This window comes from Chelativorans multitrophicus (assembly GCF_011317445.1).
Classification (GTDB): Bacteria; Pseudomonadota; Alphaproteobacteria; order Rhizobiales; family Rhizobiaceae; genus Chelativorans; species Chelativorans multitrophicus.
This window is the reverse complement of record NZ_JAAAPL010000004.1, coordinates 214,075-240,002: the sequence shown is the minus strand read 5'-3', so window position 1 is coordinate 240,002 and position 25,928 is coordinate 214,075. Positions and strand designations below refer to the sequence as shown.

Annotated in this window: 22 protein-coding genes; 14 read left to right on the top strand and 8 right to left on the bottom strand. The window is 60.9% G+C overall.

Annotated elements, in window-relative coordinates; genetic code table 11:
- Positions 1-83: 83 nt before the first annotated feature.
- Together GNP00_RS19255 and GNP00_RS19250 are read right to left on the bottom strand one after the other, a co-directional pair.
- A complete protein-coding gene (locus GNP00_RS19255; RefSeq protein WP_041545782.1) occupies positions 84-953 on the bottom strand; it encodes a prephenate dehydratase in 870 nt (289 codons plus the stop codon).
- Positions 953-1,708, bottom strand: coding sequence for a 3-deoxy-manno-octulosonate cytidylyltransferase (locus GNP00_RS19250; protein ID WP_011583394.1), 756 nt, complete (start codon positions 1,706-1,708; stop codon positions 953-955). Before GNP00_RS19250 ends, GNP00_RS19255 begins: the two co-directional genes overlap by 1 nt.
- A gap of 195 nt (positions 1,709-1,903) precedes the next feature.
- Here GNP00_RS19250 and GNP00_RS19245 point away from each other — a divergent pair, with 195 nt between their 5' ends.
- The 10 genes from GNP00_RS19245 to GNP00_RS19205 all read left to right on the top strand — a co-directional run bounded on the left by GNP00_RS19245 (position 1,904) and on the right by GNP00_RS19205 (position 14,172).
- Positions 1,904-2,725 (top strand): c-type cytochrome, encoded by an 822-nt coding sequence (locus GNP00_RS19245; protein WP_041544943.1) that lies wholly within the window; start codon positions 1,904-1,906, stop codon positions 2,723-2,725.
- 124 nt (positions 2,726-2,849) lie between these two features.
- Positions 2,850-4,718 carry an ABC transporter substrate-binding protein gene (locus GNP00_RS19240; protein ID WP_011583392.1) on the top strand — a complete coding sequence of 623 codons (1,869 nt, stop codon included), beginning with the start codon at positions 2,850-2,852 and terminating at the stop codon, positions 4,716-4,718.
- Between the two features lie 5 nt (positions 4,719-4,723).
- The gene (locus GNP00_RS19235; protein WP_011583391.1) at positions 4,724-6,604 is read left to right on the top strand and encodes an extracellular solute-binding protein; all 1,881 of its coding nucleotides are present in this window, start codon (positions 4,724-4,726) and stop codon (positions 6,602-6,604) included.
- A gap of 54 nt (positions 6,605-6,658) precedes the next feature.
- A complete protein-coding gene (locus tag GNP00_RS19230; RefSeq protein WP_011583390.1) occupies positions 6,659-7,759 on the top strand; it encodes a microcin C ABC transporter permease YejB in 1,101 nt (366 codons plus the stop codon).
- A complete protein-coding gene (locus tag GNP00_RS19225) occupies positions 7,760-8,911 on the top strand; it encodes an ABC transporter permease (RefSeq protein WP_011583389.1) in 1,152 nt (383 codons plus the stop codon). It abuts the gene before it with no gap.
- A complete protein-coding gene (locus tag GNP00_RS19220) occupies positions 8,908-10,536 on the top strand; it encodes an ABC transporter ATP-binding protein (protein WP_011583388.1) in 1,629 nt (542 codons plus the stop codon). The genes GNP00_RS19225 and GNP00_RS19220 overlap by 4 nt, the downstream gene beginning before the upstream one ends.
- Positions 10,537-10,550: 14 nt before the next feature.
- Positions 10,551-11,507 carry a 2-hydroxyacid dehydrogenase gene (locus GNP00_RS19215; RefSeq protein WP_011583387.1) on the top strand — a complete coding sequence of 319 codons (957 nt, stop codon included), beginning with the start codon at positions 10,551-10,553 and terminating at the stop codon, positions 11,505-11,507.
- Between the two features lie 214 nt (positions 11,508-11,721).
- Complete coding sequence (locus GNP00_RS19210; RefSeq protein WP_011583386.1) at positions 11,722-12,525, top strand: alpha/beta fold hydrolase; 804 nt, start codon at positions 11,722-11,724, stop codon at positions 12,523-12,525.
- Positions 12,522-12,929 carry a PAS domain-containing protein gene (locus GNP00_RS23760; protein ID WP_011583385.1) on the top strand — a complete coding sequence of 136 codons (408 nt, stop codon included), beginning with the start codon at positions 12,522-12,524 and terminating at the stop codon, positions 12,927-12,929. Before GNP00_RS19210 ends, GNP00_RS23760 begins: the two co-directional genes overlap by 4 nt.
- Positions 12,922-14,172 carry an ATP-binding protein gene (locus GNP00_RS19205; RefSeq protein WP_011583384.1) on the top strand — a complete coding sequence of 417 codons (1,251 nt, stop codon included), beginning with the start codon at positions 12,922-12,924 and terminating at the stop codon, positions 14,170-14,172. Before GNP00_RS23760 ends, GNP00_RS19205 begins: the two co-directional genes overlap by 8 nt.
- 70 nt (positions 14,173-14,242) lie before the next feature.
- Here the strand turns inward: GNP00_RS19205 and lepA are convergent, their stop codons facing one another.
- On the bottom strand, positions 14,243-16,051 hold the full coding sequence (lepA, locus tag GNP00_RS19200) for a translation elongation factor 4 (RefSeq protein ID WP_041545780.1): 1,809 nt from the start codon (positions 16,049-16,051) through the stop codon (positions 14,243-14,245).
- 170 nt (positions 16,052-16,221) lie between these two features.
- Entirely contained in the window at positions 16,222-16,692 is a 471-nt protein-coding gene (locus tag GNP00_RS19195; protein WP_011583382.1) for a CYTH domain-containing protein, read from the bottom strand.
- An 89-nt stretch (positions 16,693-16,781) separates the two neighbouring features.
- Here GNP00_RS19195 and GNP00_RS19190 point away from each other — a divergent pair, with 89 nt between their 5' ends.
- Positions 16,782-17,519, top strand: coding sequence for a CerR family C-terminal domain-containing protein (locus GNP00_RS19190; RefSeq protein ID WP_011583381.1), 738 nt, complete (start codon positions 16,782-16,784; stop codon positions 17,517-17,519).
- 57 nt (positions 17,520-17,576) lie between these two features.
- Entirely contained in the window at positions 17,577-18,560 is a 984-nt protein-coding gene (gene mbfA, locus GNP00_RS19185) for an iron exporter MbfA (protein ID WP_011583380.1), read from the top strand.
- A gap of 84 nt (positions 18,561-18,644) precedes the next feature.
- On the opposite strand, the gene GNP00_RS19180 is transcribed toward mbfA, so the two are convergent.
- The 4 genes from GNP00_RS19180 to GNP00_RS19165 all read right to left on the bottom strand — a co-directional run bounded on the left by GNP00_RS19180 (position 18,645) and on the right by GNP00_RS19165 (position 23,198).
- Positions 18,645-19,151: a YciE/YciF ferroxidase family protein gene (locus GNP00_RS19180; RefSeq protein WP_011583379.1), complete on the bottom strand. Its 507-nt coding sequence runs from the start codon at positions 19,149-19,151 to the stop codon at positions 18,645-18,647.
- Between the two features lie 476 nt (positions 19,152-19,627).
- Positions 19,628-19,987, bottom strand: coding sequence for a DUF1850 domain-containing protein (locus GNP00_RS19175; protein ID WP_011583377.1), 360 nt, complete (start codon positions 19,985-19,987; stop codon positions 19,628-19,630).
- The gene (locus GNP00_RS19170) at positions 19,984-22,110 is read right to left on the bottom strand and encodes a TRAP transporter permease (RefSeq protein ID WP_166016221.1); all 2,127 of its coding nucleotides are present in this window, start codon (positions 22,108-22,110) and stop codon (positions 19,984-19,986) included. The genes GNP00_RS19175 and GNP00_RS19170 overlap by 4 nt, the downstream gene beginning before the upstream one ends.
- A 131-nt stretch (positions 22,111-22,241) precedes the next feature.
- Complete coding sequence (locus GNP00_RS19165; protein WP_011583375.1) at positions 22,242-23,198, bottom strand: TAXI family TRAP transporter solute-binding subunit; 957 nt, start codon at positions 23,196-23,198, stop codon at positions 22,242-22,244.
- A 276-nt stretch (positions 23,199-23,474) separates the two neighbouring features.
- Here GNP00_RS19165 and GNP00_RS19160 point away from each other — a divergent pair, with 276 nt between their 5' ends.
- Positions 23,475-24,911, top strand: coding sequence for a cytochrome ubiquinol oxidase subunit I (locus tag GNP00_RS19160; protein ID WP_011583374.1), 1,437 nt, complete (start codon positions 23,475-23,477; stop codon positions 24,909-24,911).
- Between the two features lie 5 nt (positions 24,912-24,916).
- Positions 24,917-25,921, top strand: coding sequence for a cytochrome d ubiquinol oxidase subunit II (gene cydB / locus GNP00_RS19155; RefSeq protein WP_011583373.1), 1,005 nt, complete (start codon positions 24,917-24,919; stop codon positions 25,919-25,921).
- Positions 25,922-25,928: the final 7 nt, after the last annotated feature.

Below are 25,928 nucleotides of genomic sequence, written 5' to 3'. Positions count from 1 at the left end.
TAAAATGCAGGCCCGCCTAAAAATTTCCTGCTCCAGATAGGAGGCCTATCATCTTTCCAGCGTAGGACGAAAAGAAGACTCCTTCAATCGTCCTCGCTTTGCGTATCCCGGAATGGATGGCCTTCATAAACACCGAGCACCCGCACTTCGTGGGAGAAGAAGCGAAGCTCCTCCAATGCTAATGCAAGGCTTCGGTCTTCAGGATGTCCCTCCACATCCGCGTAGAAAAGGCTGGAAAAAAACTTGCCGCCGAGCTGATAGCTCTCCAGCTTCGTCATGTTGACGCCGTTTGTGGCAAAGCCGCCGAGCGCCTTGTAAAGCGCAGCCGGAACGTTGCGCACCCGGAAAATGAACGTGGTCACCATGCGCTGGTCTGGAGACTTGCGCTGCGCCCATGCCTTTTCTTTCGAAAGCACGACGAAGCGGGTGACGTTGTTGTCCGTGTCCTCGACGTTTTCCGCCACGATCTGCAGGCCGTAAAGATCCGCAGCCAGCCGTGGCGCAAGCGCCGCGTTCGAAACCACCTTTTCTTCGGCCACCACTCGCGCCGCGCCCGCCGTGTCGCCGGCCACCATGGGCTTCCACCGGTGCTTGCGAATGATCTTCCGGCACTGCCCAAGCGCATGGATATGGCTGTAGACGGCCTTGATCTGCGATATATCGGTGCCCGGAAGCACCATCAGCTGGAAATGAATGGGCAGAAAATACTCGCCCACAATATGAAGCCGGGATTCAGGCAGAAGGTGATGGATATCGGCGACGCGCCCTGCGATCGTGTTCTCGATCGGGATCATGGCGAGATCGGCCTTGCCCGTCTCTACTGCGTTGAAAGCATCTTCGAATGTCGGGCAGGGCAGCGGCTCCATGTGCGGAAACATGTCGCGGCTGGCGGTATCGGAATTGGCCCCCGGCTCTCCCTGGAAGGAGATCTTGTTCGTTTTTCGCGCAATCATCATCGGCTTTCGGTTCTAGCGGAGAGAAGTTGGCGGGCGCGCTCAAGATCGGCAGGCGTATCGACCCCGAGCGGCACCGAGCGGACGATCTCGGCCTCTATACGCATCCCCGCTTCCAGGGCACGCAATTGCTCCAGCCGCTCGCGCATCTCAAGCGTTCCCGGCGGCAGCGCCACGAATCGTTCCAGCGCACGGCGGCGATAGGCATAGATGCCGATGTGATGGAAAAGTGGCCCCTCCCCCCACGGGGCAGTCGCCCGCGTAAAGTAGAGCGCGCGCAGCCGCAGTGCATCTGACGCAGTTTTGACCGGCACGCCCACGATCTTCACCACGTTCGGATTGGCCTTTTCCTCTTCATCCGAAATCTCGACACCAAGCGTGGCTATGTCAGTGTCCGCATTTTCCAGCGGACGGACGACAGCGCGGATATCTTCCGGCGGGATCGTCGGCAAGTCGCCCTGAAGATTGATCACGATCTCGGCCGTTGCTCCAGGATCGATCGTCTGCAACGCCTCGAATATGCGGTCCGAGCCGGACTGATGATCGGCACGCGTCATCACAGCCTCAACGCCTTCGGCTCTAGCGGCTGCGGCGACTTCCTCCGTGTCCGTTGCCACGACAACGCGTCCCACGCCGCTCTCAAGGGCTCTCGCGACGACCTGGGCGATCATGGTTCTTCCGGCGATGTCGGCAAGCGGCTTTCCAGGCAGACGCGTGGAGGCCATTCTGGCGGGGATAAGAATTATAGAGGTCATGGGACAGCTGTCGCGGCGGGTTTTGAAAGTGGCAAAAGGTCTCAGTTGCAAACAGCCTTATATGTGTTGCGTTGATCGAGCAAAAGACCTAGTTTCCGCGCGATTTTTGGCAGCAGCCGAACGCGGGAACCCGATGCGCCGGACGGAAATGGCGCGATGCCCGCGGAGGATACGGAGAAGGGGGCCTTAGGGCACATGGATTCTTTCGAACTCAACAAATTCATCGGCGCATTCCTCGGCGTTGTTTTCGTGGTATTCTCCATTAGCCTATTGTCCGATGCCGTCTTTTCCTCTCCCGAGCCGGAAACACCCGGTTATGCCATCGCGGTACCCGAAGGCGGCGCTACCGAAGGCGGCGGAGAGGCCCAACCGGCTGCCGAATCAGTGCTGCCGCTTCTTGCCTCTGCCGACGCTTCGGCAGGTGAGGCCGTTTTCAAGCGCTGCGGAGCCTGCCATACGGTCGAGCAGGGCGGCCCGAACAAGGTGGGCCCCAATCTGTGGAGTGTCGTTGACCGCCCGATCGCGAGTCATGAGGGCTTCAGCTATTCGAGCGCGTTGACGGAGTTCTCGGAAGGCGGCCAGAAGCTCTGGACTTATGAGAATCTGGACCACTTCCTGGCCAGCCCCAAGGGCCTCGTTCCGGGCACGGCCATGTCCTTCGCGGGCCTCAGCAAGGTGGAGGATCGGGCCAACCTGATCGCCTATCTGCGCACGATGTCGGACCAGCCTGTTCCGCTGCCGGAAGCAGCGCCCGCGGGTGAAGAAGGTGCCGCCGCGCCCGCGGAAGGCGGCGAGCAGACGCCGCCTGCGGAGGGCGAGGCAGCCCCCCCGGCCGAGGGTGCCGCTCCGGCGGAAGGAACGGCAGCGCCAGCCCAAGACGGTGCTGCGCCCGCGGAAGGCGCGCCTGCCGGGGATACACAGGCTCCGGCCCAGACGGAAGAAACCACTACGCCCCCAGCTACGGAAGGCGAAGCTGGCGGCAGCACAGGCGAAACGCAGCCCGCTCCCGCTCAATAGTTGATCTAAAATATCCCGACGAAAAGCCGGCTTATGCCGGCTTTTTTATTTTTGCCGCGCCCCACCGATTGCCATCAGCCGCAGATGAACTACCTTCGGCAAAACGGAACGGGAGATGTGCCGCATGCTGGCTAAGGTCATCGAACAGGGGAAAAAGCTAACCCTTGTCGGTCTTGGGATGTTCTTACTGGTCGCGAACGCAAGCGCGCAGGAGTGGCGCACCACAAGTTCGCTGGTCAATCCTGAGGCGGAGACCAAGCCCTTTGAACGCTACAGCTATGTAAATCCAGAAGCACCGAAGGGCGGCACTCTGAACTCCGCCGTCTTCGGCACATTCGACAGCTTCAATCCCTTCATTGTGCGCGGCACGCCGGCGGCGGGCCTCACCTATTTCGGCGGCATGTTGTGGGAAACGCTCATGCAACAGTCGCCCGAAGATCCGGGCACCAGCCATCCGTTGATCGCCGAGGCGTTCAAATACCCGGAGGATTATTCCTCGGCCACCTACCGTCTCAATCCGAACGCCCGCTGGCATGACGGCAAACCTGTCACCGTGGAGGACGTGATCTGGTCGTTCAACATGCTCAAGGAGATCAGTCCGCAGCACAACCGCTATTTCGCGAATGTCGAGGAGGCCGTCGCGCTCTCCGACACAGAGGTCGAATTCCGCTTCGACCAGGGCGGAAACCGCGAGCTGCCGCATATCATGGGCGACCTTCCGGTCCTTCCCAAGCACTGGTGGGAGGGGACGGATTCCCAAGGCAGGCAGCGTAATCTCAGAAATCCCACCCTGGAGCCGCCGCTCGGCAGCGGACCCTACAAAATCGCGAGCTTCCGCCCCGGCTCGGAAATCATATGGGAGCGCGCCGAAGATTATTGGGCTGCGAATCTGCCGGTCAATATCGGCCGGTACAATTTCGATCGCATCCGATACACGTATTTCCAGGACGACAATGCCGAGTTCCTGGCGTTCCAGAAAGGCGGCATCGAGGATGTACGGCGCGAGCTGAGCACGCGGCGCTGGTCACAGGAATATGACTTTCCCGCGGTGCAGGATGGCGACGTCATCAAGCGTGAATTTACCAGCACGGCCATCGAGGGGATGCAGGCCTTCGTCTTCAATATGCGGAGACCTCGGTTCCAGGACAGCCGCGTGCGCGAGGCTCTTACGCTGGCATACAATTTCGAGGAACAGAACAGAACGCAGTTCTTCGGGCTCAACAAGCGCTTCAGCAGCTATTTCGAGCGCTCGGAGCTGGCATCGAGCGGTCTGCCCCAAGGGCAGGAGCTGGAAATCCTGGAGGAATTCCGCGATCAACTTCCGCCGGAAGTTTTTACCGAAGAGTTCAAGCTGCCCGTCTATGATTCGCCGCAGTCCGAACGGCAATATCTGCGCGAGGCGGTTCGCCTCTTCAACGAGGCCGGGTGGGAAATCCAAAGCGGCCGGATGATCAGCAAAGAGACAGGCGAGCAATTCCGCATCGAGTTTCTTGGAGCATCGCCGACCGCCGAGGTCATCACCGGCGGCTTCATGGCCAATCTACGGAAGATCGGAATCAATGCGACGCTGCGCATCGTCGACACGTCGCAATATATACAGCGTGTTCAGAACTTCGAATTCGATGCCATCACAGCCCGCTTCCCCCAGTCCAACTCTCCGGGCAACGAGCAGCGGGATTACTGGAGTTCGGAGGCCGCCGACATCCCGGGTTCGCAAAACGTGATCGGCATCAAGGATCCGGTGGTGGACGCCTTGGTGAACAAGATCATCTACGCCAAGAACCGCGAGGAACTCGTCGCGACGGTTAGGGCGCTCGATCGCGTGCTCCTCTGGAAGTACTACGCGATCCCGCAATACTACCAGCCCACCCTTCGCTATGCCTACTGGAACAAATTCGGCATACCGGAAAAGCAGCCGGGCTATGCGGGCGTGGATGTCGATTCCTGGTGGGTCGATCCCGAGCTCGAGGCGGCGCTCGAGGCGAAGTACTAGCCGGAATGACCATGGATTTCTTCGCGCTCACCCGACGCCGGTTCCTGGAGCTCTCTGGAGCGGCAATAGCCGCTCCGGTTGCCGGACGCGTCGCCTTTGCCCAGGTGAACACGGGCACGCCGCTGCATGGGCTGTCGGCCTTCGGCGACCTTAAATATCCCGCCGGCTTCGAGCACTTCGATTATGCGAGCCTGGATGCGTCGAAGGGCGGCACCTTCAACTTCTCGCCCGGCTACTGGTTTTATAACCAGAACGTCCAGACCTTCAACACGCTGAACAGCTTCGTTCGTACGGGTGACGCTCCGCCGCGCATGGAAATGTGCTTCGACTCGCTCATGATGAGCGCCTGGGATGAGCCGGATGCGGTCTATGGCCTCGTGGCGGAAAGCGTGACGGTCTCCGAAGACCGAAACAGCTTCACCTTCAAGCTGCGGCAGGAGGCGCGCTTTCATGACGGGTCGCCGATCACGGCGGAGGATGTCGCCTTCAGCTACAATCTCCTCAAGGAGAAGGGCCACCCGACATTCGCCCTGACCCTTGCGGAAATGGCGGCAGCGGAGGCGCTGAACCCGCAGGAATTCCGGCTTTCCTTCACCGGAAACCAGTCCGAACGCACGATCCTCGAAGTGGTCGGGTTCCCTATACTTTCGAAGGCTTCTCTGGAAGGAAAGTCCTTCGGCAGCTCCACCCTCGAACCGCTGCTCGGGTCAGGACCCTACAAGGTCGGCAATCTGGCCGCCGGGCGGTACATCGAATACGAGCGTGTGGAGGATGATTGGGCGCGGGATCACCCGGCACGCCGCGGCCTTTATCATTTCGATCGCGTTCGGATCGAGTTTTACAGCGATCGGAATGCCGCTTTCGAAGCCTTCAAGAAGGGTGAGATCTCCTGGCGCGGGGAATTTACGGCGCGGGTATGGGCCACGGGATATAATTTCCCGGCTGTGGAGGATGGCCGCGTTGTCAAACGCGAGTTCCCTTCCGAGCTGCGGCCGTATTTCTATTGCAAGGCGCTCAACCAGCGCCGGGAACGTTTTCGCGATGCGCGCGTACGCGAAGCCATTGCGCTCTGCTTCGATTTCGAATGGATCAACGAGAACCTGTTTTACGGCCTCTATACCCGGTCCCATTCTCCATTCGAGCAATCCCCCTACAAGGCGGAAGGGCTTCCAAGCGAGGAGGAGCTCGCCTTGCTTGAGCCTTTGCGGGGCAAAATCCCCGATGCCGCATTCGGAGAAGCCGTCACACAACCCGCTTCCGATGGTTCCGGCCGCGACAGAGCCATGCTGCGCCGCGCCCGCGAGCTGTTGGAGGCGGCCGGCTGGCAGGCACGGGATGGCGTTCTTCACAACGCCGCGGGGGAGAGGTTCACGCTCGAATATCTCGTCAATGACGAGACGTTCCTGCGCGTGGAACCGAGCTTCATCGGCAATCTACGCGCGATCGGAATTGACGCCCGAATGCGCCAGGTGGACCCGGCTCAATATCAATTGCGCCAGGTGAGCTTCGATTTCGACCTCATCGAAATCGCGTTTTCATTGGGCGCGACCCCCACCCATGACAGCCTCGTGCAGTTCTTCCATTCGCGCACGGCAAGTGTCGAAGGATCCTACAACTACGCCGGCACAGCCGATTCCGCGGTCGATGCACTGGTCGATGCGGCGGGCAAGGCTCAGACGCGACAAGAATTCACCATCGCGATGCGGGCGCTTGATAGGGTCTTGCGCGCCCGACGCGACTGGATTCCAAATTGGCATGCGGCGAATCACCGGGTTGCCTATTGGGACATGTTCGGCTTCAACGAGCCGAAACCCGATTATTTCTTCCCGGTCGAGGCTCTGTGGTGGTACGACGAGGAAAAGGCCAAAACGATTGGAAAAGCGTAAAATCGGCGTGACTGTCATCCTCGCTGGAACATCACCGAATGGGGCAATCGGCTGATGGGAGCCTACATCCTCCGCCGCCTGCTTCTTATGATCCCGACCCTGTTCGGCATCATGGCCATTTCCTTCATCGTCATTCAGTTCGCGCCGGGTGGCCCGGTGGAGCAGGTCATAGCCCAGGTCACAGGCCAAGGAGGCGGGGCCGATGCCCGCATCGGCGGTGGCGGAGGAGACGCGGGCGCTCAGAATTTCGAGGCGGCGGGCGGCGCGAATTCCCGCTATCGCGGGGCGCAGGGGCTCGATCCGGAATTCATTGCCCAGCTTGAAAAGCAGTTCGGCTTCGACAAGCCTCCCCTGGAACGCTTCGGGCTGATGCTCTGGAACTATATCCGGTTCGATTTCGGCGAGAGTTATTTCCGCGATATTTCGGTCGTCGACCTGATCCTTGAGAAGATGCCGGTCTCGATCTCCCTCGGCCTCTGGATCACGCTGCTCTCCTACGGCATTTCCATTCCGCTCGGCATCCGCAAGGCCGTTAAGGACGGAACGCCCTTCGACGTCTGGACCAGCGGGATCGTCATTGTCGCATATGCGATTCCGAGCTTTCTCTTCGCGATTCTGCTTATGGTTCTCTTCGCCGGCGGCTCTTTCTTCGACTGGTTTCCCCTGCGCGGACTGACATCGGACAACTGGAGCTCGCTATCCTGGCCGGAACGAATCCTGGACTACTTCTGGCACCTTGCCTTGCCGCTGACGGCGCTTGTGCTATCCGCCTTCGCCACGACGACCCTGCTCACCAAGAACTCCTTCCTCGATGAGATCCGGAAACAGTACGTCGTCACAGCCCGCGCGAAAGGCTTGTCAGACCGGCAGGTGCTCTATGGACATGTTTTCCGCAACGCCATGCTGCTTATCATTGCCGGCTTTCCAGGAGCCTTCATTTCCTCCTTCTTCACCGGCTCGCTCCTGATCGAAAGCATCTTTTCGCTGGACGGGCTGGGCCTGCTCGGCTTTCGCTCTGTGATTGACCGCGATTATCCCGTGGTGTTTGCCACGCTCTATATCTTCTCGCTCATGGGCCTGATCATCAGTCTTGTCTCCGACCTCACCTACACGCTCATCGACCCGCGCATCGATTTCGAGCGGAGGGATGTCTAGATGTCTGAAATACAGGCGAAGGCACAGGTGGAGAGGGTGCGCGAGGAAGTATCGCGGCCCTGGCTTTCACCCATCAACCAACGCCGCTGGCAGAATTTCAAAGCAAACAAGCGCGGTTACTGGTCCTTGTGGCTCTTTCTGGCGCTGTTCATTCTCTCGCTTTTCGCCGAGTTCATCGCCAACGACAAACCCATTATCGCCTCCTACAAGGGAGAAACCCTTTTCCCCGTTCTGGTTGATTACCCGGAGGAAAAGTTCGGCGGCTTTCTCGCCGTGACGGATTACAGAGATCCTTTCATCCAGGACGAGATCAATGCGAATGGCTGGATGATCTGGCCGCCGATCCGCTATTCCTACCGCACGGTCAACAGCGAAATACCGGAAGCCGCGCCCGCGAAGCCCTCCTGGCTCTACACGAAAGAGGAGCGCTGCAGCCGCTATCCGCAGGGGGTGGACGACCCGAACTGCGTCATCGGCAACTGGAACTGGCTGGGCACCGACGATCAGGCGCGGGACGTGCTCTCACGCGTGATCTACGGCTTCCGCATCTCAGTCCTGTTCGGCCTGGTTCTCACCGCGCTCTCCGCCATGATCGGCGTGTCGGCCGGCGCGATCCAGGGCTATTTCGGCGGCTGGACGGACCTGCTCTTCCAGCGCTTCATCGAAATTTGGTCCTCTATACCCGTACTCTACCTCATCCTTATCATCGCCGCGGTGCTGCCGCCGGGCTTCTGGATTCTTCTCGGCATAATGCTGCTCTTTTCCTGGGTGGCTTTTGTCGGCGTCGTCCGGGCGGAATTCCTGAGGGCACGCAATTTCGAATATGTGAGCGCCGCCCGCGCTCTGGGCGTGCGCAATCGCACGATCATGTTCCGCCATCTTCTGCCAAATGCGATGGTTGCGACACTCACCTTTTTGCCCTTCATCCTGAACGGCTCGATCACGACGCTGACTTCGCTCGATTTCCTGGGTTTCGGCCTTCCGCCCGGCTCCCCCTCATTGGGCGAGCTCCTTCGCCAGGGCCAACGCAATCTGAATGCGCCCTGGCTCGGCATTACCGGCTTCCTTACTTTGTCGATCATGCTCTCGCTGCTCATCTTTGTCGGCGAGGCGGTGCGTGACGCCTTCGATCCGCGGAAGACATTCCGATGAGCGCACCCCTCCTCTCGATACGCGACCTCTCGGTTGCCTTCACGCAGGGCGGGCAGGAATCCCTTGCCGTCGATCACGTCTCCTTCGATATCCAGCAGGGCGAGACCGTGGCTCTTGTGGGCGAGTCGGGCTCCGGCAAGTCCGTGACGGCCCTTTCGGTACTGAAGCTCCTGCCCTATCCATCGGCAAGCCACCCTTCCGGACAGGTTCTCTATCAGGGGCAGGACCTGCTCGACAGCGACGAGCGCGACCTGCGCCGGGTGCGCGGCAACGAAATCAGCATGATCTTTCAGGAGCCGATGACCTCGCTCAACCCGCTCCACAGCATTGAGCGGCAGGTGGGCGAGGTGCTGAAGCTCCATCGCGGGTTGGGCGAAAAGGCAGCGCGGGAGCGCACGCTTGAGCTTTTGAACCAGGTGGGCATCCGCGATCCGGAAAAGCGGCTGGACGCCTTTCCCCACCAGCTTTCCGGCGGGCAACGCCAGCGTGTGATGATCGCCATGGCGCTCGCCTGCGAGCCGAAGCTGCTGATTGCCGATGAGCCAACGACGGCGCTCGACGTCACGGTGCAGGCGCAAATTCTGGAACTGCTCGCAAGGCTGAAGCGCGAGCAGAACCTTTCCATGCTCTTCATCACCCATGATCTCGGGATCGTGCGCAAGGTGGCGGACCGGGTCTGCGTGATGACCAGGGGCAAGATTGTTGAGAGCGGCCCGACGGCGCAGATCTTCTCCGATCCGAAGCACGAATATACCCGGCACCTCTTGGCCGCCGAGCCGAAGGGTGAGCCGCCGAGGGCCGATCTTTCGGCCGAGAAGGTGATGGTGGGGAAAGACGTAAAGGTCTGGTTCCCGATCAAGAAGGGCTTCATGAGGCGGGTGGTCGACCACATAAAGGCGGTCGACGGGGTTGATGTCACCGTCAGGGCCGGCCAGACGCTGGGCGTCGTCGGCGAATCCGGCTCGGGCAAGACTACGCTCGGGCTTGCGCTCTCGCGCATGATCTCCTCAGAAGGCGAGATCCGCTTTAAAGGCGAGCGAATAGACGGACGGTCGTTTCGCGAGATGCGGCCTTTGCGGCGGCAGATGCAGATCGTCTTCCAGGATCCTTTCGGGTCTTTGAGTCCCCGCATGTCGGTGGCGGAGATCATTCAGGAAGGCTTGAGGGTGCATGAGCCCAGGCTTTCCCTTGAAGAGCGCGACGCGCAGGTGGTCGCCGTACTCAAGGAAGTCGGGCTCGACCCGGAGGCGCGTTTCCGCTACCCGCACGAGTTCTCGGGCGGCCAGCGGCAGCGCATCGCAATTGCGCGGGCGATGGTGCTCAAGCCCAACTTCGTGATGCTGGACGAGCCGACCTCCGCGCTCGACATGAGCGTGCAGGCGCAGGTGGTGGATTTGTTGCGCGACCTGCAGAAGCGGCACAACCTCGCCTATCTCTTCATCAGCCACGACCTGAAGGTGGTGCGCGCGCTCGCCAACGAGGTGATCGTGATGCGCAACGGCAAGGTGGTCGAGACCGGCACCGCGGACCAGATCTTCCACACGCCAAAAACCGACTACACCAAAGCACTGATCGCCGCCGCCTTCGACATTGCGACGGCTCCCACAGGTGTCGTCAGCGATTAGTGAGGGGGGGAATGATGCCAGAAAAGCCGGCCTCCAGCCGCATCCTGCTTTCCGTCACGGGCATGTACCCGCGGCGTTGGCACGACGCGCTTTCCAAGGCAAGGACCGTAGTGCTGGAGCCTGACGGCGAAGCAGACCCGACGATCGAATATGCGGTGGTGTGGAAGCAGAAGCGCGGCGTCTTGAACGGGCTTCCCAACCTAAAACTGATCTTCTCGGCGGGAGCCGGCGTCGACCACCTGCTCGCCGATCCCGAACTGCCGGCGGGTGTGCCCATCGTGCGCGTGGTGGCAGAAAACCTCACGCAACACATGGTCGAATATGTCTGTTGGCGCGTGCTCGACCACCACCGGCAGGGCATGACCTACCGGGTGCAGCAGGTTCAGAAGGTCTGGCACGAGCCGCTCCAGCCGCCGGCAAATGAAGTGGCCGTTGGTATCATGGGCCTTGGCGAACTTGGGAGCGCCGCGGCAAGGGCGCTTCTTTCGCTAGGCTTCAAGGTGAACGGCTGGAGCCGGCGCGAAAAGCGCGTCGAGGGTGTTTCCACCTTTTATGGGGAAGCCGCGCTAACCCCGTTCCTCAACGCCACGGACATCCTTGTCGTGCTCCTGCCGCTCACCGGGGCAACTGAGGGCATCATCGATTTTTCCGTGCTCGACAGGTTGAGGAAGGACGGGCCGCTCGGCGGCCCCTGCCTTATCAATGCAGGGCGCGGGCAGTTGCAGAAGGAAGCGGATATTTTGCGGGCGCTCGACCAGGGCGTGCTCAAGGAGGCGAGCCTGGACGTGTTCGAGCAGGAGCCGCTCGACCCTAAAAGCCCGCTCTGGACGCATCCAAAAGTGTTCGTCACGCCGCATGCTGCGGCAACATCCGATCCCGCGCATCTGGTGCCGCTGATGCTTGAGCAGATGGACGCCTTCGAGCGTGGCGAGCCGCTGAAGAACCTGGTGGACCGCGAAGCGGGCTATTGAGGCGCCCACTCCGATCGGCTTCCGGGATCGGCTCTTGGTTTGCGTGGTCCCGGCACATCATTTACGATAGCGGCTGAATGCCGCAGAGAGCGATGGGAACCGCGCGGTGGACAACGCGCAAGCCGGCCCTAACTTCCCATATCATCGGCAGCAAATCCTAACGCACAAGCGCGAGCAAGCCGGTTGAAAAAGGTGCGGCGAGGCGAGGGGATCAGTGAGCGTTATTCAGCGAAACAACGTAAAAGTGCTGGGGTCAGGCGAGAAGGCGATGGTCTTCGGCCATGGCTTCGGCTGCGATCAGAATATGTGGCGCTTTATCTGGCCGGCCTTTGCCGAGGAATACCGCATCGTCCTCTTCGATCACGTAGGCTGCGGCGGCTCCGACCTCAAGGCTTACGACGCGGGTAAATACAGCTCGCTCGAAGGCTATGCGGAGGACATCATCGAGATCTGCCGCGCGCTGTACGTCACGCATGGCGTCTTTGTCGGCCATTCCGTGAGCGCCATGATCGGGGCCATGGCCTCCGTCAAGGCGCCGGACATCTTCGACAACCTCGTTATGATCGGCCCCTCGCCGCGCTATATCGACGACGCCGAGTATATCGGAGGCTTCACCGAGGCGCAGATTCACGAGCTTCTGGACTTTCTCGATTCCAACCATATGGGATGGTCGCAGGCCATGGCCCCTGTCATCATGGGCAATCCGGACCGGCCGGAATTGGGTGAGGAGCTGACCAACTCCTTCTGCATGACGGACCCCGAGATCGCCAAGCGCTTTGCCCGCGTCACCTTTCTTTCCGACAACCGCGCCGACCTGCCGCGCGTCACCGCCCGCTCGCTGGTGCTGCAATGCTCGGAGGACGTGATCGCACCTCAGGCCGTGGGCGAATATGTCCATCGGCATCTTCCCGGCAGCGCCTATGTTCTCCTGCAGGCCAGCGGCCATTGTCCCAATCTCAGTGCCCCGGAGGAGACCGTCGCCGCCATGAAGACCTTTCTTGAAACTGGTGCCGGTTGAGCGCACTGGGGACCATGGGCCACGAGCTCGACGATCTTGAAGACCTGTTCGAGAACGCGCCTTGCGGCTACATTTCGGCTGGGCCGGATGGCCGGATCACCAAAGCGAACCTGACCTTCGCCAAATGGCTCGGTCGCGACCGCGGCGAGTTCGTCGGCCGGCGCTTTCAGGATTTCCTGAACATAGCGGGCAAGATCTATTACGAAACCCATTTCGCGCCCCTGATGCGCATGCAGGGCTTTTTCAACGAGGTGGCGCTCGATCTGGTGCGCGCCGACGGCACACTGCTGCCCGTGCTCGTCAACGCTGTGGAGCGGCGTGACGATACCGGCAAGCTTCGCCTCATCCGTATCACCATTTTTCAACGCGTCCGACCGCCGCCGCTACGAGCGCGAGTTGCTTGAAACCCGTCGGGCCGCCGAGAAGGCCAACGCCGAACTTCTCGAGCTCAACCGCACGCTGGAGGAGCGCATCGCCGAAGCCGTCGAGGCCCGCATGAAGATTGAGGCCGCGCTCCGGCAGGCGCAGAAGATGGAGGCCGTCGGTCAGCTCACGGGCGGTATTGCCCATGACTTCAACAATATGCTTGCGGTCATCATTTCCGCACTCAACCTCATCGAGCGCCGCGTCGCCCAAGGGGAGGACTTCGCGGAATTTATCGAAGCCGCCAAGGACGGCGCGGCCAGGGCCGCCTCCCTTACCCAGCGCCTTCTCGCCTTCTCGCGCCAGCAGGCCCTCTCGCCCGAGCCGCTCAACGCCAACCAGCTGGTTGCCGACATGTCGGAACTGCTCCGCCGCTCTCTGGGCGAGACGGTGCGGCTTGAAACCGTGCTCGCCAGCGGGCTCTGGAGGGTGCATGCCGACAAGAACCTGCTCGAAAACGCCATCTTAAACCTTGCCATCAATGCGCGGGACGCCATGCCCGAAGGCGGCCGGCTCACCATCGAGACCGCAAACCGCCACTTAGACGAGGCTTACGCAGCCGAGCACGATGCAGTGGCCGGCCAGTATGTGATGATCGCCGTTACCGACACGGGAATTGGCATGACACCGGAGGTCATGGCCAAGGCGTTTGAACCTTTTTTCACCACCAAGGGGCCGGGCAAGGGCACGGGACTTGGCCTCAGCCAGGTCTTCGGCTTTGTGAAGCAGTCCGGCGGCCACATAAAGATTTATTCCGACCCCGGCCGGGGCACGTCGATCAAAATCTATCTGCCGCGCCTCTACGGGACGGGTGATGCGCCGAAGCGCGCCCGCGCCAAGAAGCTTGCCCGCGGGGCTGTATCCGAGGTGGTGCTGGTTGTGGAGGACGATGAGCAGGTGCTGTCGCTCACCGCGCAGATGCTTCGCGACCTGGGCTACGGTGTTATTGAGGCGGGGGACGGCGCGGAAGCGCTGGCCGCGCTGTCGGACAACCCGGAGATCCGCCTTCTCTTCACCGATGTCGTGATGCCGGACATGAACGGCCGGCGGCTCGCCGAGGAGGCTCAAAGACGCCGGCCGGGCCTGAAGGTGCTCTTCACGACGGGCTACACGCGCAATGGGGTGGTGCATGAGGGTGTGCTCGACCCGGGCGTAAACCTCTTGCAAAAGCCGGCTTCACTCGAGCAGCTCGCGGCAAAGATAAGGATGGTGCTGGACGGCTAACGAAGCCCGATTAGCGCCTGTTGCAATCCGGCTCCTTCAATAGTGGCGATTGTGAAAACCGCCCGGCTGCTCAATCCCCCATTTTAAGCGCCTGGATGAACGCCTCCTGCGGGATCTCGACCTTGCCGAACTGGCGCATCTTCTTCTTGCCTTCCTTCTGCTTTTCCAGAAGCTTGCGCTTTCGCGTGACGTCGCCGCCGTAGCACTTGGCGGTCACGTCCTTCCTCAGGGCGGAGATGGTCTCGCGTGCGATGATCCTGCCGCCGATTGCGGCCTGGATCGGGATTTTGAACATGTGCTGCGGGATCAGCTCCTTCAGCTTCTCGCACATGGCGCGGCCGCGCCGCTCGGCCTGCGAGCGGTGGACAAGCATGGAGAGCGCGTCGACGGGCTCATCATTGACGAGGATGGACATCTTGACCAGGTCACCCTCGCGGTAGTCGGTCAGGTGATAATCGAAGGAGGCGTAGCCGCGGCTGATCGATTTCAGCCGGTCATAGAAGTCGAACACGACCTCGTTGAGCGGCAGGTCATAGACCAGCATGGCACGGCTGCCGGCATAGGAGAGGTCCGCCTGAACACCACGGCGGTCCTGGCAGAGCTTCAGGATGCCTCCCAGATGCTCATCGGGCGTGAGGATGGTGGCGCGAATCCAGGGCTCCTCAATTTCCGCGATCTTGACCGGGTCTGGCATATCGGCAGGATTATGCAGCTCGACCGTTTTGCCGTCCGTCAGGTTCATGCGGTAGACAACCGACGGCGCGGTGGCGATGAGATCGAGATCGAATTCGCGGGTGAGCCTTTCCTGTATGATCTCCAGATGCAGAAGGCCCAGGAAGCCGCAGCGGAAGCCGAAACCGAGCGCGGCGGAGGTCTCCATCTCGTAGGAGAAGCTGGCGTCGTTGAGCCTGAGCTTGCCCACGGCGGCGCGCAGATCCTCGAAATCGGCGGCGTCGACCGGGAAGAGGCCACAGAAGACCACCGGCTGGGCCGGCTTGAAGCCGGGAAGCGCGGCGGCCGTCGCGCGCTTGTCCTCGGTGATCGTGTCGCCCACGCGGGTATCCGCGACCTCTTTGATGGAGGCCGTGATAAACCCGATCTCGCCAGGGCCGAGCGACTCCACCATCACCATCTTTGGCGTCATGACGCCGACACGGTCGACCGGATAGCGTGCTCCCGTGCCCATCATGCGAACGGTCTGTCCCTTCTTCAGCACGCCGTCGATGATGCGCACCAGCACGATCACGCCGAGATAGGCGTCGTACCAGCTGTCGACCAGAAGCGCTTTAAGAGGGGCGGAGGCGTCGCCCTCATGGGGCGGAGGAAGGCGCATGACGATGGCTTCCAGCACCTCGTCCACGCCGACGCCCGTCTTGGCCGAAATGGGGATGGCGTCGGATGCGTCGAGGCCGATCACGTCCTCGATCTGCGCCTTGACGCGCTCGGGCTCGGCGGCGGGCAGGTCCACCTTGTTGAGGACTGGAACAATCTCGTGATTGTTGTCGATGGCCTGATAAACATTCGCCAGGGTCTGCGCCTCCACGCCTTGAGAGGCGTCGACGACCAGAAGCGAGCTCTCGCAAGCGGCGAGCGAGCGGGAGACCTCGTACGCGAAGTCCACGTGGCCGGGAGTGTCGATCAGGTTCAGCACGTAGTGCTCGCCGTCACGGGCATCATATTCGAGACGGACGGTGTTTGCCTTGATGGTAATGCCGCGCTCGCGCTCGATATCCATCGAGTCGAGCACCTGCTCCTTCATCTCCCGCTCCTCCAGCGAGCCGGTCATCTGGATGAGCCGGTCGGCGAGCGTCGACTTTCCATGGTCGATATGGGCGACGATGGCGAAGTTGCGGATGTTCTTTATTGGCGTGTTCGTCATGCGCGGCATGTAGCAGTGCCGCCAGGGGCAGGCAAGCGAGGAAGGCGCGCGGAAAACCCGGGAATCAGCGATGCGCACCGGGCTGACAGGCCCGCGCAATCTTTTCAGCCGCTTGCGCGTCTCGTTGATGCGCGCCGGGGCGATCCTACTTGCCTATTCTCTAAGGCAACTTATGCGAGACTTTCCGGCAAACCGCGCAGCGCCATCGAGGCGTTGAGGTAGGCCGTGTCGCCCGTGACCTCGCGCCCGAGCCATGAAGGCAAATCGGCATCCTCCACGTTTTCGGGAGTCTCAAGTTCGGCAAGGATGAGCCCGGAAAGGGGGCCGGAGAATTCATCCACCTCATAAACGCGGCCGCGGTGTGTGACGATGTGGCGCGTCTTTTCTACGACGAAACCGAGCGCGAAGGCCTCCATCTCCAGCGCATCCTCAATCGTGATCTCATATTCGAATTCGTCCCGCACGCGAGCGGCGGGGCCCAGTTTGAGTGTCAGCGTCGCCCGGCCCTCTTTCAGCCGTACTCGTAAGCCACGATCCTCGGACGCGACGAGATAGAATTGCCTAATCGCGACGGACGCTGTGGCCAGTTCGCGCCAGGCATTGCTGCTTACGAGGAATTTGCGTTCGCTTTCCTTGGCCATGCTGCCTCTCCTCAAGACTAGTCAAAACCCGTGGGAGAACTTGCGCAAGAGCATTGACCAAAATCAATCGACTGATTAAATGGCCGGCTATGGAAATCATTCTTGGTACTGGTGACGGAAAACCCCTGCGTCTCAGCGGGGCTGATCGAACACGCGAAGCGCTGATCCGCGCCGCGCTCCGGCTCTTCGGTGAACAGGGATTCGACGCCACCTCGACGCGTGCGATCGCCGCCGAGGCGGGAGCGAATATCGGCTCCATCGCCTATCATTTCGGGGGAAAGGAAGGGCTTCGAGCGGCCTGTGCCCGCTATATCGTCGAAAGAATCGCGGCCGTCACCGATCGCACCCTTGATGATTTTGCCGAGGGCGACGAAAAGGTCTCCGCCACTCCGGAGGAAGCCCGCGCCCTGCTCTGCCAGGTAATCGACACGCTTATGGGCTTTATCGTAGCTTCACCTGAAGCCGGTGAGTTCGTGCAGTTCCTGCTGCGGGAGATGACACATCCGACCGCAGCACTCGACATCATCTATGACGGGGTGTTCGAGCCGACGCATCTGCGGCTCTGCAGACTGTGGGAGGCAGCCACCGGCGAACCCGCCGAGAGCGAGCAGACCAGAATCGCGGTCTTCACCATCATCGGTCAGGTGACCTATTTCAGAATCGCGCAGGAAGCAGTTCTGCGGCGCATAGGCTGGGAGCGGATCGGCCGCCGCGAAACCGCCGCGATCTCCGAGATTGTGAAGGGCAATCTGAAGGCCATCCTGGATCAACGCAGGTTGAAAGTGCGGCAGAGCAGCCTTGCGACGCAGGCACTTCCCGATCCTTGACGATTTAAAAGGGGAGACCTAGTTTAGAATTATTCTAATCAGGTGGGGTTCCCCGTTATGTTCAATCGCCTCTTCGGGTTCAACCGCCGGTCTTTCTCCTCCCTTTCCGAACAAGAGATCCTGGCTCTGGCGATTTCGTCTGAAGAAGACGACGCGCGAATCTATCGCGCCTATGCGGACGGGCTCGCGGCGGATTACCCGCACTCGGCCGCCATGTTCGAGGAGATGGCGGCGGAAGAAGACGAGCACCGGGAAGCGCTGATCGACATGCATCGCAGACGATTCGGCGAACGGATCCCGCTCATCAGGCGCGAACATGTGCGAGGCTATTACCAGCGCCGGCCGGATTGGCTGGTGCGGCCACTTGGACTGGAGCATGTGCGCGCGCAGGCGGCACAGATGGAGGAGGAAGCGCAGCGCTTCTATACGGAAGCTGCAAAGCGCACCGAGGATGCCGCCACGCGAAAGCTGCTGGGCTTTCTCGCGGCAGCCGAGCAAAAGCACGAGACGCTTGCCGAGCAGCTGGAGAAAAAGCATCTGGGACCTGAGGCGCGCAGCGAGGAAGAGCGGACCGAGAGAAGGCAATTCATTCTGACCTATGTCCAGCCGGGGCTTGCAGGCCTCATGGACGGTTCGGTCTCCACGCTTGCGCCAATTTTCGCTGCCGCCTTCGCCACAGGCGACACGTGGCAGACATTCCTCGTGGGGCTTGCTGCTTCGATCGGCGCCGGCATTTCGATGGGATTCACGGAGGTGGCTTCCGACGACGGCATCATCTCGGGACGGGGGTCACCGATAAAACGCGGCCTCACAACCGGCGTCATGACGGCACTTGGGGGGCTCGGCCATGCCCTGCCCTATCTCATCCCGCATTTCTGGACGGCGACCATAATCGCCTTCATCGTCGTCTTCTTCGAGCTTTGGGCGATCGCGTTTATCCAGAACCGTTACATGGAGACGCCCTGGAGCCGCGCGACGTTCCAGGTCGTGCTGGGAGGAGCTTTGGTCTTCGCTACGGGGATGCTGATCGGCAACGCGTGAACGGAGGCGGGTATGTCAGCATAATAGCCCTCCTCCACCAGCCAGCGGCTACGGAGGAGGGCTCGCGGTCAGTCAGCAGGGAGATTATTGCACTGCGGCAAGATTGATTCGGCTTTCGGCAAGTTCGGTAAGCTTCTCGTCGGTCGCCTTCTCCTCGGCAAGGTTGCGCTTCAGGATATCCGCGCATTCCGACATGCCAAGCTCCTGTGCCCAGGTGATGAGCGTGCCATAACGGGTGATCTCATAATGCTCCACGGCCTGAGCAGCCGCGATCAGCGCGGCATCGAGCACCTTCGGGTCCTCCACCTCGCCGGCAATCTCGTCCGACTCCTCAATGATGCCGTCGATGGCCGGGCAATCGACGCCCTTCGGCTCCATATTCATCATCTGGAAGACCTGCTCCAGATTGCGAATGTGGCCTTCTGTTTCCCTCAGATGCTGCTCAAATCCTTGCTTCAGCTGCTGGTTGCTGGCCTTCTCCATCATCTTGGGCAAGGCCTTCGTGATCTGGTTTTCGGCGTAGTAGATGTCCTTGAGCGTGTGCATGAACAGATCATCCATGCTCCTGATGTCGTTCGAAAACAGACCCATCTTTTTTGTCCTCTTCTTGTCGCGTTACGACCCGCGGGGCTCCCCGCGCCGGTCCTCTAAGGACTAACCCTGCTCCGGGCACTCTGTTCCACGCCAAGGGCGGATGGGGACGCCATTTTCTGTGGCATTTTGAGCACAGGAGGAAGAACAAAGAAGCTTGCCACGCCGCCGCCAAAATCGCTCCCATTTTCCGCCATGGAGCGATGGTGTCTGGCCTCTATCGAAGCGAAGCGTTCACCCGGCATTCATCCGTTTTCCGTAGGATCTCATTCGGGAGGGACGTTCGAAGAGCCAGGACACGGGACCATGGGGTTCATCAAGTTGATCGTTGCCGGCGTGAAGGCCGTCCGTGATTTCTTTGCACCGCGTTATCGCCCGGAGTGCCACTATATGCGCGGTCCAGGACCAGCCTGCGCCCGGCGTGAAGGCGACAGCCCCTCGGCCCACGCTTAGAGCCTTACACCGCCAGACAGAATTCAAGGACAATAGCTGACGACGATCGTTGATCCAGGGCGGCCGCCAAGCGCATGGCACGTCCCGGCCGCGCAAAGTGTCCAGGCGCTCTGCGTCGCGCCGGAAGCAGCAAGGCGCAGTTCCGGAAGGAGGCCAACGTCCGGCCTATAAATCCACCAGCCTCGCTCGTAACGGGACCCTGGTGGTGGCTCCATGCCGGCACCAGACCCCTGAACGCGGGCCTCAACGATCTCCACACCGGCGGGCGAGGCCCGCCACGTCTCCTGCCACTCCACCTGCTCAACCGAATGGGTCCAGGAGAGGGTGAAAAGATTTGCGAGGATCACCGTCAGCTTCCCGCCAGCGAGGATACAGAGACTCATTCGGCCGCACTGCCTCTTTCAGAGCCGGCTCGCTTGGTTCGCGAGGTCTGGCGCCGAAGAAATACGATGGCAAGAAGGATGGCCGAAAGACCAAAGCCGATCTCGTCCGTTATCGGCAAGGCTGCAACCAGCGTGAAGGCCGCTGCTGCGGCAAGGAGCCGCTCCCACCAGGAAAGCGGGCGGTTCAGGTAGCCGATGACGGCCGCGCCCCAGAGGCCGATCGCAAGGCCTGCTTTTACGATGATGTAGGCGACCGCCAACGGATATCCGAAGGCGGCTGCAGTCGGCCCGCCATCCTGGAGCATTAGTACGGGCGAATAGACGGCCATAAACGGAATGACAAAACCGGCCGTCGCGACTTTTATGGCTTCCATGGAGATCTTTAGCCCACTCTCGCGCGCAATCGGACTTGCCGCGAAGCACGCAAGGGCGACGGGAGGCGTGAGATCGGCCAGGATGCCGAAGTAGAAGACGAACATGTGGCTGACGATGAGCGGAACGCCGAGCGCGAGCAAAGCGGGACCAGCGATCGAACCGGTAATGATGTAATTGGGGATCGTCGGGATGCCCATGCCGAGAATGAGGCAGGTGATCATCGTCAGGATGAGCGACAGGAAGAGGCTCTTTTCGCCAACCGAGACGATAAACTGCCCGAAGGTGTTGGCAGCGCCGGTCAGCGTCAGGGCGCCAATGACGACGCCCACGATCGCGCAGGCTACGCCGACTGGAAGCGCTGCTTTGGCGCCTTCGGCCAGTGCCGCGCGACAATTGTCAATCGTCTTGATCCCGCCCTCGACCGCAAGATTGGCAAGGATGAGAGCCAGCCCTGCGAGAAGAACGACATTGATGCCGAAACGAAAGAAGCTGGCCGCCACAAGGCCCAGCCCCACCCAGAAGATGACGCGCAAAACATAGGAGGGCAGGCCAAGCGCCACCGATCCGCCCAACACCAGGAGGATCGTAAGCCCCAGGCCGACCGTGCCCGCGTAAAGCGGCGTATAGCCGCTAAAGAGAAGATAGACGAGCACGGCGAGCGGAAGGATCAAATACCAGCCTCTGCGCAGCGCAGCGACCGCCGAAGGCAGTTCGGCGCGGGGCAGGCCGTGCAGCCCGCGCTTGCCCGCTTCCAGATGCACCATCCAGAAGGCCGAGGAGAAATACAGCAAGGCCGGGACGATCGCGGCCTTGACCACCTCGTAATATTCGATGCCGAGCGTCTCCGCCATGATGAAGGCGACGGCTCCCATCACGGGCGGCATGATCTGCCCGCCCATCGACGCGGTGGCCTCCACTCCACCGGCAAAGGCCGGCCGGTATCCGAAGCGCTTCATGAGCGGAATCGTGAACTGGCCGGTGGTGACCACGTTCGCCACGCCGGAGCCCGAGATGGTGCCCATGAGAGCCGAAGTAATGACGGCGACCTTGGCAGGCCCGCCTTGGGCATGGCCGACGAGCCCGAGCGAGACGTCGGTGAAAAGCCGGATCATGCCGGCACGCTCAAGGAAAGAGCCAAAGAGAATAAAGAGGAAGATATAGGTGGCCGAGACATAGATGGGGATGCCGTAGATCCCCTCCGTGCCATAGGCCATATGCTCGATCACCTGCGAAAAATCATAGCCGCGGTGGTTGAGCGGGGCGGGAAGATACTGGCCAAGCAGGCAGTACAGCAGAAAAGCGCCGGAGATGATGGGCAGAGGCGGCCCCATCAGAACATAAGACGCGGCGAAGACGGTGATGAGCGCGATCACGCCTACGACGATGTCGATCTGCGTGGGATAGCCGGCACGCAGGATTAGCGGCTCATATTCCACGAACTGATAGAGCGCGACGGCGACGCCCGCGAAAGCAAACAGCCATGCAAGCGCCTTCACCGGACGGCCGGCATTCCTCGCCGAGGCGACGACAGGGAAGACGAGGAGCAGCAGAAATCCCACGTGGAAAGCCCTGACGATCTGGCTCGGCAGGTTGATGAGATGCGCCGCCGTACCGATCTGAAATACAGAGAAGGCCACGGCGATCCACATGAGAAGCCGGCCTTCGATCGTACGCTTGAAGTCGCCGTGCGTGGGATCGAGAAGCTCCGGTTTCAGCGCGGGGGGAGAACTGCTCTCGGCTGTCGTCATTGAATAATTTGGCCTCCCCTATTGCATCCCAGGTCAGCTCGACCGCTAACGCTTTCGCGCTTTATGGCGGGCAGCCAAGCGCGAAAGACGGCGTTATGCGGCAGCATTGGCCTTCCGCTATACCTGATCGGCTAGAGCAGACCCTTTTCCTTATAATACCGTTCCGCGCCGGGGTGCAGCGGAATCGGAAGGGCCTTGGCAGCGTTTTCGAGCGAGATGTCCCTGGCGGCGGCGTGGGCGGCCGTCATCTCATCCAGATTCTCGAAAAGCTGCTTGGCCATCTGGTAGGCCACCTCGTCTGAGACATCCGAATGCGTGACGAGGATATTGGTGACGGCAAGCGTCGGGACGTCCTCCGTCTGGCCCTCATACGTACCGGCCGGAATCGTCGCCGACTGGAAAGGCGCGCCGAGTTTCTCGGCGACTTCAGCGGGAACGGCCACCATGTTGATCGGCATGGAAACCGCCAGATCCTTGATCGAGGCCACGCCGAGGCCCGCCGACTGGAGGGTGGCGTCGAGCTGCCGATTTTTCATAAGTTCGACGGATTCGCCGAAGGGCAGATATTCCGTCTTCGACAGATCGTTATAGCTCATGCCTACAGCCTCGAAGATCTGGCGCGCATTGAGCTCCGTACCGGATTTGGGCGCGCCGACTGACAGGCTCTTGCCCTTCAGGCCCTCTAGGTTCTCGATGCCCGACTCCTCGGATGCCACGATCTGGATGTAGTTCGGATAGATTGCCGCGATGGCCCTGAGCTTGTCGAGCTTTTGCGGGAAGCCGGCTTCCTCTTGCCCCTCCCAGGCGGCCTTGACGGAATCGCCGAGCGAAAAGGCAATCTCGCCCCTGCCCTGCTGCAGAAGGTTGAGGTTCTCCACCGAAGCCTTGGTCGCCTGCACCTGCGTGCGAACACCCTCGATATTTTCGCCGTAGATCTTGGAGAGCGCGACGCCGAGCGGATAATAGACGCCGGACGTGCCGCCCGTGAGCACATTGACGAATTCCTGCGCGCCGGCGGCAGCCGGATGGAATCCGAGCCCGAGCGCCACAGCTGCGGCGGCCACATGTTTCCTGTTCAAGCCAATCATCTCGTCTCCTCCAAATCTCCCTGACTATCCCTGCATGGCAAGGACCGTCGATTCACGGTGATTTGGCCAACCATAAAGGCAAGCGAGGAGGCTGGGAACTGGTCACGTCTGCGACTTTCGGATCAAGACGCGGCGTGCCGCCCGGAATTTCGAAAATCTATTGGTCGATAATAAGCGCCTGCGCCAACAGATCCGCCCAGAGCGGACATCGCTGTCGTCTGCTCCATCATTATCAAATTTGGTTGCCGGACGGGCACCCGTGGTGGAGAGAACTTAATGGAATTCGATCCAGTCCTGCTCGCGCGCATACAATTTGCCTTCACCGTTTCCTTCCACATCATCTTCCCCGCTTTTTCAATCGGCCTGTCTGCCTTCATCGCCGTGTTGCTGCTCGCATGGAGGTGGACGAAGAAGGAGAATTTCCACCGCCTCGCGCGCTTCTGGACAAAGATCCTCGCCGTTTCCTTCGCCATGGGCGTCGTGTCCGGCATTGTGCTCAGCTATCAGTTCGGAACGAACTGGAGCCGCTTTTCTGAATTCAGCGGCAATGTGATCGGCCCGCTGATCGGCTACGAGGTGCTGACGGCGTTTTATCTGGAAGCGACATTCCTCGGCATTCTCCTGTTCGGCTGGAACCGGTTTCCCGCCTGGCTCATCACTCTTGCAGCCTGCCTCGTTGCTATCGGAACGTCCATCAGCGCATTCTGGATTCTCTCGGCCAACAGCTGGATGCAAACCCCCGCCGGCCATGAAATTCGCAATGGGATCGCCTATCCCGTCGACTGGCTCCAGATCATCTTCAACCCGAGCTTCCCCTATCGCTTCGCGCATATGGTGAATGCCGCCTATCTCGCGACAGCGGTCGTGGTGCTTGCGGTCGGCGCACGATATCTGCTCGCGGGACGGTATTCCGAAGAAAGCCGCACCATGCTCAGGATTGCGGTCGGCATGATTGCGGTCTCGGCAACCCTCCAGCTTGTCATCGGCGACCAGCACGGGCTCAACACCCTTGAGCACCAGCCGGCGAAGGTGGCGGCCATGGAAGGGCATTGGAGCGGACAGGATCCCGCGGCACTGGTCCTTTTCGGCATCCCTGACAAGGAGGCGCGAAAGAACCATCTTGAGATCGCCATTCCCAATCTCGGCTCGCTCATCCTCACCCATGACTGGAATGGGACTTATCCAGGAATGACCGATTTCCCCGAGGACCAATGGCCGCCGGTAGCCAAGATGTTCTTCGCCTTCCGCATCATGGTGGGAATAGGGCTTCTCCTGATCGCGGTCGGCTTCTGTGGCCTTTATCTCTGGTGGCGGGGACGGCTATTCGAAAACCGGCTCTACCTGCGAGCCACCTCCTATATGTGGCCACTTGGCTTCATCGCCATCCTGGCCGGTTGGTTCGTCACGGAGCAGGGACGGCAGCCCTGGCTCGTCTACGGCCACCTGCGCACCGCGGCCGGCGTTTCGCCTGTACCAGGTGCAAGCGTGGCGAGTACGCTCGCCCTGTTCGTCTTCATCTATGGGATCGTGTTCGCCACCGGCATTTACTACATCAACCGGCTGATCAATGCGGGTCCAAAGGGCCAGGCGACCGAGGCCGCCGCAGGTGTGCCGAACGGCCCGCTCTCCGGCGCTGAGGAAGCCACGCGCGAAGCGACCGGGCGATCGCCGGGCGACGGCCCAGGCGCATCGCTCGCCCCGCCGAAGGGATGACAGCGATGGAATGGTATCTCCCTGCAATATGGGCAGGCCTCATCGGCACTGCCGTGGCAATGTATGTAATCCTCGATGGGTTCGACCTCGGCATCGGCATCCTCTTTCCTCTCACGCATGAGGAGGAGGAACGGGACCAGATGATGAATTCCGTCGCTCCCTTCTGGGATGGCAACGAGACCTGGCTGGTGCTGGGCGGCGGCGGCCTTTGGGTGGCATTCCCGACAGCCTATTCGGTGATCATGCCCGCGCTGTACCTGCCTGTAATGGGAATGCTCCTGGCTCTGGTGCTCCGCGGGGTGTCTTTTGAATTCCGGTGGGTTGCAAAGCCAAGCCACCGGATGTGGGACATCGCCTTTGCAGGCGGCTCCATTATTGCCGCTTTTCTGCAGGGCGTGATCCTCGGCGGACTGCTGCAAGGGATCCAAGTAGCGGACAGGCAATATGCCGGCGGTCCCCTGGATTGGCTGACGCCATTTGCCATCTTCGTGGGTCTTGCCGTGGTCGCGGGATACGGTCTTCTAGGCTCAACCTGGCTGTTGATGCGCACGATCGGGCCAGTACAGGAACTGGGACGCCGCTACGCGCCGATATTCCTCCTTGCCGTGCTGGCTGGGATGGGGATTGTAAGTCTCTGGACGCCGCTTTTGATCGACCGGATCGCGGAAAGGTGGTTCAGCCTTCCAAACTTCTATGTCTTGTGGCCCGTACCGGTCGCGGCAGCCCTGGTCGGCTATGGCATCTGGCGCTGGCTGGCCGAAGGGCGCGAGGGACTTCCCTTCTTTGGCGCGATCGTCCTTTTCCTGCTCGGCTATGCCGGCCTTGTCATCTCCACCGTGCCCTATCTGGTGCCGCCGCACCTCACTTTCTGGGACACGGCAGCGGTACCGGCTTCCCAGATCTTCCTGCTGATCGGGACGGTCTTTCTCCTGCCGCTCGTTTTCGGCTACACCATCTTCGTCTACTGGGTCTTCCGTGCCAAGGTCGGCCCTGGCGAGGGGTATCACTGAGCCGTGG